Source organism: Lewinella sp. W8 (assembly GCF_004375085.3).
Taxonomy (GTDB): domain Bacteria; phylum Bacteroidota; class Bacteroidia; order Chitinophagales; family Saprospiraceae; genus Neolewinella.
In genome coordinates this window covers 1-11,228 of the sequence record NZ_SNAQ03000031.1, presented here as the reverse complement: position 1 = coordinate 11,228, position 11,228 = coordinate 1, and the positions used below count along the sequence as shown (strand labels likewise).

Below are 11,228 nucleotides of genomic sequence, written 5' to 3'. Positions count from 1 at the left end.
AGCTACCACAGATCAGCAGGGTCTCATTACCCCCCTTGGACTAGAAGTCCTCGACCGGCGGAAGCCAGAACGTGGGGGTGGTAAACTGGTGACTGGTGGCTAGGTGATAAGGTACTCACTCGTCGTCACGCCAAACTGCCCCCCCCCCGTCGAGGAGCTCCGCTCCGAGCTACCACAGATCAGCAGGGTCTCATTACCCCCCTTAGACTAGAAGTCCTCGACCGGCGGAAGCCAGAACGCGATTTCTGGGAAATCGCAGTTGGATTTAAAGGCATGCCGTAGCCTCAGCCTTTTCAAATGTCCCCCAGCGTACTCTCAAAGGAATCGTCCGACTTCGTCAGGCCGACACGCTTCGAGGTACAGCGGAGCATTCCCCTGCCAGTAAAACAGCAGCACATCAGTACCTTGGCTATACTTCTCGCTACCTCTTCAGCCTCAGCCTTCTCCTTAGCCGCTACCGCGCCTTACATGCCCACAAACTCCACGACTTCCAGGCCGTAGCCTTCCAGTCCGATGCGGGTCTTGGGGTTGTTGGACAGAATCCTGAGCTTGGACACCCGCAGATCGCGCAGAATCTGCGCGCCGATGCCGAAGTCCCGCTGCTCCATGCTGCGGGCTTCCGGGGGACCGACTTGCTTACCGTCCTGTAGCCGGCTCTTGAGCAGGCGCAGTCCCGCAATTACCTCATTGGCGTCCTGGTGGGGGCGCATGAAGAGCAGGATGCCCTTACCCGCTTCGCTGATTTTTTCCAGCGGACCGTGCAGGCCGGTGCTGTACCCACTCAGCAGGGAGTGCAGGAGGTCCCGGCTGCTCGTAGAGGCGTGCACCCGGGTCAGCACGGGTTCATCCAGGTTCCAGGCACCGTGGGTGAGGGCGATGTGAACGTCGTCGTTGGTGGTCTGGCGGTAGGCGTGCAGGCGGAAGGGGCCGTAACGGGTTTCCAGGTCCATCTGGAACTCACATTCTACCAGGCGCTCCGTTTGCAGGCGGTAGGCCACCAGGTCTTCGATGGAGATGATCTTCAGGTCGTGTTCCTTGGCGAGTTCCAGGAGATCCGGCAGGCGGGCCATGGTGCCGTCGGGCTTGAGGATTTCCACCACTACCCCAGCGGGATAGAGGTTGGCCATCCGGGCCAGGTCCACCGCCGCTTCGGTGTGGCCGGTTCTGCGTAATACCCCACCCTTCACGGCCCGCAGGGGGAAAACGTGCCCGGGGCGGGCGAAGTCCGTCGGACGGGCGCTCCGCTCCGTCAGGCGGCGCATGCAGGTGGAGCGGTCGTAAGCCGAAATACCCGTGGTGCACCCGTGACCGATCAGGTCGATGGATACGGAAAAGGCCGTTTCGTGGATATCCTGATTGGTGGATACCATCATCGGCAGATCCAGTTCGTTGGCCCGCTCCTCTTCGATGGGCGTACAGATCAGTCCGCGACCGTGAGTGGCCATGAAGTTGATGATCTCGGGGGTGACCTTTTCGGCCGCACACACGAAGTCCCCTTCGTTTTCGCGGTCTTCATCATCGACGACGATGACGATCTTACCGTCGCGGATATCCTTGACGGCGTCAGCGATGGAGTGTAATTTGGTTTGACGGTCGTCAGCGACGGTACTAGTGGCGTTGGGTTGGTTGCCAGACATTTGAGCGTATTCCGGTTAGGTAGCGCCAGAACCCCACCAACAGGGCGAGGTTCATGGCGATAAAGTAGCGTAGGGCGCGGACGGCGGTCCAGTGAATTCCCAATCGGCCAAGGAGCCAATCCAGCAAAACGGCCAGGACCAGGCAGCCGCCTACCAAAACAAACGTAAGGCCGGCCCAATAGTTGCCGGACTGGAAAATCAATCCCAGCCAGGCCAGCGCTCCGACCAACATCAGAAATGGCGTCCACCAGCGCAGCACTTTGTGGCTGAAGAGTACCATCGCCAGCGGAGAATGAGTCGGGGGTTGCCAGAGGTGCCGGAAGCGAAACAGATTTTGCCAGTTACCGCTGCTGATGCGGACTTTCCGGCGGAACTCCTCCCGGATCTCCTGCCCCACGGCCTCGTGCACCACCGCCCGATCACTGACGATCCCCTTCCAGCCCGCTTCGTAGGCCGACATGCACAGGTAAAAGTCGTCCACGAGGAAATTATCCGGCACCTTGCGGTAGGCGGAGGCCTTCAGGGCCCAGCACCCGCCGAAGGGGCCGGCCATGGCTCCCCACCGCGCGCCTTCGGCGCGCTTGATGGCCACCTCCCGACTGATGTAATGCGCCTCCGTCTGACCGATACCCTCGGCCCGGCCACCGGTCTGGACCATCGTGGCGTCCACCACGCCGATGCGGTCGTCCAGGCGGAAAGGATCCACCAGGGCGGTCACCGTTCCCGGTCCCAGCATCACGCTGGCGTCGGTCAGGACGTAGACCCCTTCTGAGCCGGCCATTGCGGCGAGCTGGTTGATGATGCCCGGTTTACCCTGCCGGGAGTCAAAGGGTACCACCCGGACGTGGTCGTGCTTGCTGGCGTAGTCCGCCAAGATGTCGTTGGTGGCGTCCGTACTGCAGTCGCTGCCCACCAATATGTCCAGTGGACCAAGGTAATCCTGGGCGAGTAAACTGTCCATCTTGTTCCGTAGCACCAGCTCCTCGTTGTGCACCGCCATCAGTACGGCCACCCGGGGAAGTGGTCCCTCCCCTTCCCGCCGCATGACCGGAAAAAACGGGCCTCGTTCCATGCCCCGCATCACCCACCCTGGGTAAATGAGGTAGGTATAGGCCACCAAAAGCAGGCATACCGCAAGGAGGATTATCAGCAGCAGGGAAATCACGCGGCAAAGATAAGTTGCGGGTTACTGGACCGGGGAGATGCTTGCCGGAATGTTCCGTTCGGAGTTATCGGTTCTCGTAGGTGGTTCCTCCCGCGGAGCGGATGTTGACCAGTTTCTTGAGCAGGTCGAACCAGAAGGGTGCGCCCAGGCTGATGGCGAGGGCCGTCAAAATGAAACCCAGCAGCTTGGTGATGATCTCGTAGGGACCCATGGCCCGGAAATTCACGCCTTCCCAGCCCAGGCCGAGAGGACGACGAATTTCGGCGATTTCGTTGTTGAGCAGGCCCTTCAATTCTTCCAGGCTTTGCCGGAAATCGGCCTCGGCCAAATCAGCTTCCTCGGAAGCGTAGAGGTAGGTCGCGGGGACGGGCTCCTGCACGGGCTGGCCAGTGGTGGGTGCCGGGGGTGGCGTAGCCGCCGCCGAGGAATCCAGCGGGTTGATGGGCGTTCCCAGCTGGCCGAAGTCCGGCGAAGTCGGCGTGGTCGGTGCCGGAGTCGTCACCACCGGCGGTTGCTGGGTGGGCATCGACTCAGCGCGTTCCCGGGTTTCCACGTAGGATTCGGCGGCCGCCACGAGGGAGGCCAGCGTGTCGGGGTCGTTACTCAGACGATCGTAGAGGGCCACCGTATCGGCGTTAAACACCACGGCGATGCCCAGGCCCATGAACAGCAGGATTTTCTGGGTGTACCGCTTGTACCACCCGGCCGCTCGATCCATGACGTTGTTGTACCAGTTTTGGACTTCGAGGCGAAACAAATCCAGTTGTCCGCCGCTCTCCCGGAGCAGTTGGTTGAGTACGTTTTTCAGGTCCTTGTCCGGCAGATTATCGAGGCGTTGCTGGAGGTTGGTGACGTCGTCTCCCTTGAGAATAACGTCGAAGAGGATACTCTGAAAGGTTTCGGCACTCATGTAGCTGGGGGCGGAAAAACCCTTGGCGCTGCGACTTCCGTACTGTTGGGTGAGATGGCGGTAGAGGCTGTTGGCGCGGAACTCGTCGACCAGGGTCTCATTGCGGTCGTCGCTGGCCAGCATATTGCGCAAAGCTTTGACCAAATTCCTGGCCCGGAGGCTGAACAGGGAAGACAATAACTCCATCATCGTAGTGGCCAGCAGACTGAGCAGCAGCAACACAAAAATGAGTCCGATGACGACGGTCAGGATCTGCATGGGTGTACTTTCAACTTGGTATCGTCGTGAAGGTAAGGCTTTCGCGGGTTTTCCGCCGGCAAACTTCCTCCGGATATCGGTGGAGCATTGAGCATTGGGCGCAAGCGCGGGTGCCGGGTTCCCCGGTAGAGCGCAAGGCTGTTCTAATCCACTGCCCCCAGGTATTGACCCGGCACCTGCACCCCGTTGCCCTTGTCTAGACAATTAGGCTATTCCGTGATGTTTCATCAGCGATTCCTGCGGAATCGCAGCAGTCTAGTGGTGCAAACAGTAGCGGCAGCTAATTACCTGTCGCTACCACATGGCACCTGCACCGCGTTGCCCCGACAGGCCTAATTTGATCACGGGATTGCCAAAAAAGGTCCCTCTCAACTACAACTGAATGAATGGCTGCTTATCTTTGGCGCCCTAAGAAAAATGTAAACAATGGGACGCGCATTCGAATACCGGAAAGCCCGGAAAATGAAACGCTGGGCCGGCATGGCAAAGGCCTTCACCAAAGTAGGCCGGGAGATCAATATCGCCGTAAAGGAAGGCGGCCCTGATCCCGATTACAACCCCCGTCTGCGGCTGGCGATCAACAACGCCAAGGCCGTAAACATGCCCAAGGCCAACGTGGAGGCGGCCATCAAACGGGCTACGGACAAGGACAGTTCCAACTACGAAGAAGTTACCTTCGAGGGCTACGGCCCGCACGGGGTGGCCATCTTCGTGGAAGCCACTTCGGACAACAATAACCGCACCGTAGCCAACATCCGTCACGCCTTCAGCAAGTACGGTGGAAGCCTGGGTGTCAATGGCTCGGTGGACTACATGTTTGAGCGCAAGGGGCAATTTATCGTCAAGAAGGAAAACCTCGAAGGCGACCTCGAAGAACTGGAACTGGAACTCATTGACTCCGGACTCGACAGCATGGAGGTAGAAGACGACGAAGTGACTTTCTACACAGCCTACGAAGATTTCGGATCCTTTTCCGAAGCCATGGAGGAGCGAAAAATCGACGTGGCCAAAGCCGAATTGGTCCGGATTCCCACCCACACCAAAAAACTGACCGACGACCAGGTGGAGGAAGTGGTGACCCTCATCGATAAGCTCGAAGAAGACGACGACGTCGCCAACGTTTTTCATACGATGGACGAATCGGAGTAGGGTTGTTTTGTTGGTTCGTTAGTCTGTTAGTTCGTTAGTCTGTTGGTTCTTTAGTCTTTTGGGGTGTTCACCCATTGGTTCCCTGCCTGGATGGGAATAATTATTTATTGACCTCTTCCCGTTTTGTCGCCGGATAAATCTTCCTGCTCATGCTCGATCACTTGACCGCCTACTTTACGGACCATGGGCTTCCGGTAGAGGACTTCTCGCTGCGCCTGCACGCTCCCGGGAGGATCAACCTGATCGGGGAGCATCTCGACTATAACGGTGGCCTGGTGATGCCCGCTTCCATTGATAAGGGGCTGCAATTTTTTGCCCGGCAACTCGATGCCCCGCAACTCCGGCTACACGCCGTCGATTTAAACGAAACCCACACCTTGGAGCTGCCCCAGCTGGAGAAAACCGGGATTACGTGGGTTGATTACCTGGTGGGGATTGCCCGCAAATTTCAACAACTCGGCAAGACCATCCCCGGTCTGGAGATCGTCTTCGGTGGTAACCTGCCCGCGGGGGCAGGCATGAGCAGTTCCGCCGCCCTGGAGGGCGGCATGGCCTTCTTGCTCAACGAACTTACCCAGTCGGGGCTTAGCCGACCGGCCCTTGCGCAACTCTGCCAGCGCAGCAGCAATAACTTCATGGGCATCCCCTCGGGGATTATGGACCAGTTTGCCAGCCTCAACGGCACGGCGGACGGGCCCATGCTGCTGGATTGCGACCGGCTGGAGTTTCGTCCCATCGTCAATCGGATTAAGGGCTATTCCTTTATGCTGGTCAATTCGATGGTCTCGCACTCCCTGGCCAGCGGGGAATATCACGTGCGGGTCAGAGAATGTGCTGCCGCGCTGGCGGCCATCCAAACGCGATTTCCATCCGTAGCAAATCTTAGTACAGCTACCCGGGAGCAACTAGATAGTGTAGCCGAAAAGCTTGACGAGAAACCACTGCTCCGGGCCCGCTACGTCATCGCCGAAAACGCCCGGGTGCAGGCGGCATTGCGTGCCCTGGAGGCCGGTGATGGGCCCGAGTTTGGCCGTTTACTGAACTCCACGCACGCCGGGTTGCGGGACGAGTACGAAGTCAGCTGTCCCGAAGTCGATTTTCTTCAGGAACGGGCCGTTGCCTCCGGCCTGGTGGCGGGCGCCCGGATCATGGGCGGAGGCTTCGGGGGGTGCACCATCAACCTCGTACGGGCGGGAAGGGAAGCCAAGCTTGGTGAATTATTGACCGCTGCGTATCGGGAAGCGTATCAGCTCACGCCCGAATGCTACCGGGCCAACATTGGCTCGGGAACCTACCTGATGTCGTAGCATCAGTATGCGGGAATATTCCGTCCCAGGACGATGTCTCTCCGGACCCGGAGCATGCCACTCCCAGTTTTTGGCGTTACGACGCCTGAGCCTCCGCGGTTCCGCAGCGCCGCTAGTTTTTGCTCCGTCAGCCTGGGGTCGTCCGTGAAAACGACGTCATCGATGTAGTACGGGGCCAGGCCCGGCTCCAATATCGTTAAGTGGATGTGTTCCGGCTCATCTCTGCCAGGATAGCCTCCGGGCCGAAAGGTATAGAACCGGTACTGGCCGTCGGGGCCGGTTTTTACCCACCCACGATGCTGCCCGTGGCGCCGTCCCCAGCCGGAGGCGGACTTCGCGGCCACGTATTCCCCCTCCCGGTTGGTCTGATAGGCATAGATGACGATGCCCGCTGCCGGCGTGGTTCCATCTTCCCGGTACACGGTTCCAAATACTTCCATCTTCGGAGAGTGGGCTTCAAATCCAGGGATGGTATCGATGGCAGCCAGCGCTTGTTCCCCGTATTCAAAGGCAGCTTCACATCCCTCGCAGGGTCCGCCTACGATTCTTCTTATTTCTGCCGCCGGGCTTTGCTGGGCCTGACAGGAGACGCAAAGTATGATTAAGGGCAAGACAGCCCACAGGCGGAGCAGCGTAGAAGCCATGGCAGCTTTCTACGTCAGATGCGTCAGTCGATCGACTTGACGGGTGCGAAAGCATTAGGCCAGAATTATTTTATTCCTCCCGGGATGGACAACGAGAGGGTTCGCTGGCGCCGGCGTGATGATTTTCTACTGCCCGGGGAACTTGGGCGCACAATTTTGCTTACCGCCGATACAATTCGGAGAGGTATCGGCACTTCCGTACGGGGTAATTAAATCTTCCCTTTTCCTCCATTGCCGCCAGTGCAAAGACCCTTTCATCAATGGCCGAAGATCGGGCGCCGGTAGCTTCCAGCGCGTTGGCGGCGCGCAGCGCCACAAAGGGGTTATCGTCTCTCAGCAGGCTGGCGAAGGCAGCTTTAGCCATGTCCTTGTGCCCCCGCAGATACAGGGCCTCCGCTGCCGTAGCACGGACATCTCCACTGGGATCATCCAAAGCGATCCGGAGTGCTGCGACCAAATTGGAGTCCTGCCCTTTGTTGATCAATGCTCCCACGGCTCCCCAATACCGAATGGCCGGCACCTTACTCCGCAGATACTTGACCAAGGTGCCGGTATTACACTCCTGAGTAACTGTCTCGGCGGCTTTCATGATCTTCTTTAATGGTTGGCTTGCCGTATACGTCGCGTAGGTATGCTCCGTTTTTTCGGTCGCCGCAAAAAGCTCTCCCTCCGGAATGAATCCGGTATCACGGAGTTTTAAAAGCCTGACCTGCTGGGCTTTCCGCATGCGCCGCAATATTTTCCTTTTCCCTGGATCCTTAGCCAGGTTACGAACGTTGTCAGGATCTTCCCAACAGTCATAGAGTTCCTCTGCGGTCTTGGGCCGAAAAAAAGCCGATTGTACCGGATACAGATTCCCTTTTTGGTAAGCTGCTTCCCAGGCCCGCACGTTCGGTGCCCGCCACAGGAAATTAATCCTCTGACCGGCTGGACGATGGGGATTATAGTTCCTGACGTAGCGATAGCGCTTATCGCGGATGGTTCGTACCATGTCGTATGTCTCGTCCATCCGACCACGAAATCCCAGTGCAAAAGGGTCCTCATTTATCTCCGGCACCAAAAAATTCTCTCCTTGCATGTACTCCGGAACCGGTACTCCCGCAAGGCTCAAAATGGTTGGGGCCATATCCAAAAAGGATACTACCCGGTCAATTTCCGTCCCCGCAGCTGTTGGCGCCATTGATCGATAGGCTTCGGGGAATTGAATGGCCAGGGGCACCCGTAGGCCGGACTCCAGCGGGAAGCGCTTACTTCGCCCGAGAACACCTCCGTGATCGCTAGAATAAATTACGATCGTGTTTTTCAGTAAGTCACGCTCGGTCAGTTCACGCATGAGGGCCGCAAATTCCAGGTCCAGCAATTGCATTATTTCGTGGTACCGTGCCAAATCTCTCCGCACCTCGGGCAAATCTGGCAGATAATTTGGCAACTTCACTTCTGCGGGACTGATCCGCACCACCCGATTTAGCATTGCTTTTAGAGAATCTTCCGGCAGCCGTTCAAAGGTATTTTTGAAGTAGCGATATTGTTTCTCCTCGTAGTTGTGGAGTTCCCCTTCGTGACTCATCCAGGTATTGTAGAACATAAAGAAAGGTTGTCCCGCTTCTCTACCCATCAGCGCATCTTCCAGGTGCCACCAATCATCCACGTCCCAGGTTCCCTCCTGGTTTGCCAGGTTATAGTCACGCTTCAACCGTAAGGTATTAAAGTACCCTGCCTCCTTCAGGTACTGCGGAAAGAACTTGATTTGTGGATCAATATCCACCAGACTTCGCATGTGCTGCGACCCCATCGAAAGGGGAAGTACTCCAGTAATGATTGTTGACCGGCTCGGGGCACAAACGGGAGCATTGGCAAAAGCATTAGTGTACTTAATGCCGTTGTTGATGAAGCTATCAAGATGCGGCGTGTAGACTAAATCGTTTCCGTAAGCTCCCAGGAAAGGACTGTTGTCTTCGCTGACGAACCAAACAATATTGGGACGGTCCTGCGACTCAACATTCAATAAAGGGAAAAGCTGGAGGAGTAACAAAACGAGCAGTCGATTCATATCAGAGTTCTTTCAATCGCTTGCCTACAAGACGCCATCCGGACGAGATTATCCCCATTGCCATCTGAAATAATCAGCGATTACGGTAATTTACATAGCACGATTTCTTTGCTGCTCTTGCTTTAAGGTAGGCCGGCGAGGGTGCGTCTTTGTCGTACTTCTACATATCTACGCGGTATGGCAAAATCCCGCCGTTGAAAGTGGTTGTGGTGCGGGGCGGCTTCCCGATGTACAGACGTATCTATACGTCAAGCTTTCTTCTCCTTCAACCAAAAAAAAAACGGCCCCACCGGATCACTCCGATGGGGCCGTTCGTCTATCCGTGTCGGATAGTGGTCGGTTCGCCTAGCGCACCACCACCATCTTCTTCGTGGCCGTAAAGTCACCGGCCGTGATCGTGTAGCTCAGCACACCGGCAGCGCCGCCAAGCTCACTTACGTTCAGCTCGATCACGTTGCGACCAGCAGCGCCCTCCAGTTCACGGACCAGCACCGTGCGGCCCTGGATGTCCTGGATGTTCAGCGTCACCTGACCGGCAGCAGCCAGCGTGTAGGCAATGCGCGTCGTTTCCGCTACCGGGTTGGGCGTGTTCTGCTCCAGACCGTTGATCGCCTCCGTGATCGCCAGGCCGCCGAAGTTCAGGTTCAGTGAACCAGCGCTTCCGTTAGCCGCCACCCCTTCACGTACCGTGATGGCGTCCGTCAGGCTTACCGCCTCACTCAGGCGCATCGCCTCCGTAGCGCGTACTTCCACCTCGATGGTCGCCGCTCCGTTGAAGGCCATGGCGATCATTCCCTCACCGGCACGGTTCAGGTTCATCGCTCCTTCACCTTCGTAGGCTACGTTGACCAGTTCCAGACCCGCGGCCAGCTCCAGGGTACCCTGGAAGCCCGCCAGCTCGCCGTTGCTGATTTTTACCGTGTGCGTCTGGCCCGCGGCCAGTTCGGCTTCCTCCACGTTCAGCTCAAGTGCAGCGCGGCCGCCGGCGCGCACCACGTTACCCAGCTCAACGCCCACGAAGTCAGCATCCGTCACGTTGCCCTGCAGGTTGTTCACGTTGTACACCTCGGGGAAGGTAACCATCCAGTTACCCGGCGTCAGGTTGTAGTCCGCCTCCACAAAGCGCCACGTGGCACCCGCGGGGTTCAGATCATCGGCCAGGCCAAGGATCACCCGGCGCATCGCCACCAGGTCGAAGATGTTCACGTCAGCGTCCATATTGACGTCGGCCGCCACGTGGTCGTAGCCCGTACCCAGCAGGTTCGAGCCCAGGATGTGGTTCGTGATCGCCACGATGTCCGTCACCGTTACGTTTCCGAAGTCGAAGGCGGCGTTGTAGGCCGGGCTGGCCGTGTAGTCCGCATCCACCTCCAGGTTACCGAAGCTGAACTGACCGTTGGCTGCCGTGGTCACCGTTTCGTCCATGTTGTTGTCACCCGTAAGCGTTACCTCAACGCCACCCATCACGCCGTCGTCCTGGGTAGTGATCAGACCAGAGAGCGAGCCACTGCTGCCCTCACACAGTCCGTCCTGGAAGGCCTGGACTTCGAGTACTACCGAACAGTAGTCGGCGTTGCCCGCATTGTCGATGGCGTACACCCGTACGCTCACATCCTCACCGAAGTCCTCACACGTCAGGTCAATGCCCAGACGGCCAACGACCGGAACAAAGCCCGCTTCGTTAGCTTCCTCCTCGGTGTAGATGCTGTACTTGTCGATCACGTTGCCGAAGCAATCCGTGACGTCGGAGGCGATGAAGTCCGTAGCCCAGATGGCCGCCATGCCGCCACCGTTACCGTCGGGCATCAGCGTGACCGTCAGCGTCTGGATACAGATCGGGGTCGGTGCCTTGTCCGGCGTAACGCAGAACTCGAGGATGTCCACGTCGAAGTTACCACAACCGTCACCGGCGCGGATGCGCAGGGCGTGGTTACCTACCGGGATACCGCTCAGGCGAACCGTGTAGGTGTCATCTCCGTTAGCCACCACTTCGCTGGTCGTCAGGAAGCGCGTGCGCTCGAAGGACGTCGGTACTCCGGCGTAGTCCGCATCAAGCTCAACGCTGATGTCCACCTCAGAGCACTCGTCGAAGGCCTCGAAGGTCAGCG

At 58.0% G+C, this 11,228-nt stretch carries 8 protein-coding genes; 2 read left to right on the top strand and 6 right to left on the bottom strand.

From position 1 onward, the window contains the following. Positions 1-464: 464 nt before the first annotated feature. The 3 genes from ribB to E1J53_RS22955 form a co-directional block, all read right to left on the bottom strand. The gene (gene ribB, locus E1J53_RS22965; protein WP_134274818.1) at positions 465-1,637 is read right to left on the bottom strand and encodes a 3,4-dihydroxy-2-butanone-4-phosphate synthase; all 1,173 of its coding nucleotides are present in this window, start codon (positions 1,635-1,637) and stop codon (positions 465-467) included. Further along, positions 1,609-2,802, bottom strand: a complete 1,194-nt coding sequence (locus E1J53_RS22960; RefSeq protein WP_134274819.1) for a glycosyltransferase — start codon at positions 2,800-2,802, stop codon at positions 1,609-1,611. The genes ribB and E1J53_RS22960 overlap by 29 nt, the downstream gene beginning before the upstream one ends. 64 nt (positions 2,803-2,866) lie before the next feature. After that, positions 2,867-3,970 carry a hypothetical protein gene (locus E1J53_RS22955; RefSeq protein WP_134274820.1) on the bottom strand — a complete coding sequence of 368 codons (1,104 nt, stop codon included), beginning with the start codon at positions 3,968-3,970 and terminating at the stop codon, positions 2,867-2,869. 426 nt (positions 3,971-4,396) lie between these two features. Here E1J53_RS22955 and E1J53_RS22950 point away from each other — a divergent pair, with 426 nt between their 5' ends. Further along, positions 4,397-5,119: a YebC/PmpR family DNA-binding transcriptional regulator gene (locus tag E1J53_RS22950; RefSeq protein ID WP_134274821.1), complete on the top strand. Its 723-nt coding sequence runs from the start codon at positions 4,397-4,399 to the stop codon at positions 5,117-5,119. 149 nt (positions 5,120-5,268) lie between these two features. Beyond that, on the top strand, positions 5,269-6,426 hold the full coding sequence (gene galK, locus E1J53_RS22945; RefSeq protein WP_134274822.1) for a galactokinase: 1,158 nt from the start codon (positions 5,269-5,271) through the stop codon (positions 6,424-6,426). A gap of 2 nt (positions 6,427-6,428) precedes the next feature. On the opposite strand, the gene E1J53_RS22940 is transcribed toward galK, so the two are convergent. From E1J53_RS22940 to E1J53_RS22930, 3 genes are all read right to left on the bottom strand, one after another. Next, positions 6,429-7,070: an intradiol ring-cleavage dioxygenase gene (locus E1J53_RS22940; protein WP_134274823.1), complete on the bottom strand. Its 642-nt coding sequence runs from the start codon at positions 7,068-7,070 to the stop codon at positions 6,429-6,431. A 160-nt stretch (positions 7,071-7,230) separates the two neighbouring features. Next, the gene (locus tag E1J53_RS22935) at positions 7,231-9,120 is read right to left on the bottom strand and encodes a sulfatase-like hydrolase/transferase (RefSeq protein ID WP_134274824.1); all 1,890 of its coding nucleotides are present in this window, start codon (positions 9,118-9,120) and stop codon (positions 7,231-7,233) included. Between the two features lie 345 nt (positions 9,121-9,465). Continuing rightward, a partial coding sequence (locus E1J53_RS22930) for a T9SS type A sorting domain-containing protein (RefSeq protein WP_154640286.1) occupies positions 9,466-11,228 on the bottom strand: 1,763 nt, incomplete at its 5' end.

Coding starts and splice junctions, on each gene's coding strand:
- E1J53_RS22950 (WP_134274821.1), top strand. CDS start 4,397: ATGGGACGCGCATTCGAATACCGGAAAGCCCGGAAAATGAAACGCTGG.
- galK (WP_134274822.1), top strand. CDS start 5,269: ATGCTCGATCACTTGACCGCCTACTTTACGGACCATGGGCTTCCGGTA.
- E1J53_RS22955 (WP_134274820.1), bottom strand. CDS start 3,970: ATGCAGATCCTGACCGTCGTCATCGGACTCATTTTTGTGTTGCTGCTG.
- E1J53_RS22935 (WP_134274824.1), bottom strand. CDS start 9,120: ATGAATCGACTGCTCGTTTTGTTACTCCTCCAGCTTTTCCCTTTATTG.
- ribB (WP_134274818.1), bottom strand. CDS start 1,637: ATGTCTGGCAACCAACCCAACGCCACTAGTACCGTCGCTGACGACCGT.
- E1J53_RS22940 (WP_134274823.1), bottom strand. CDS start 7,070: ATGGCTTCTACGCTGCTCCGCCTGTGGGCTGTCTTGCCCTTAATCATA.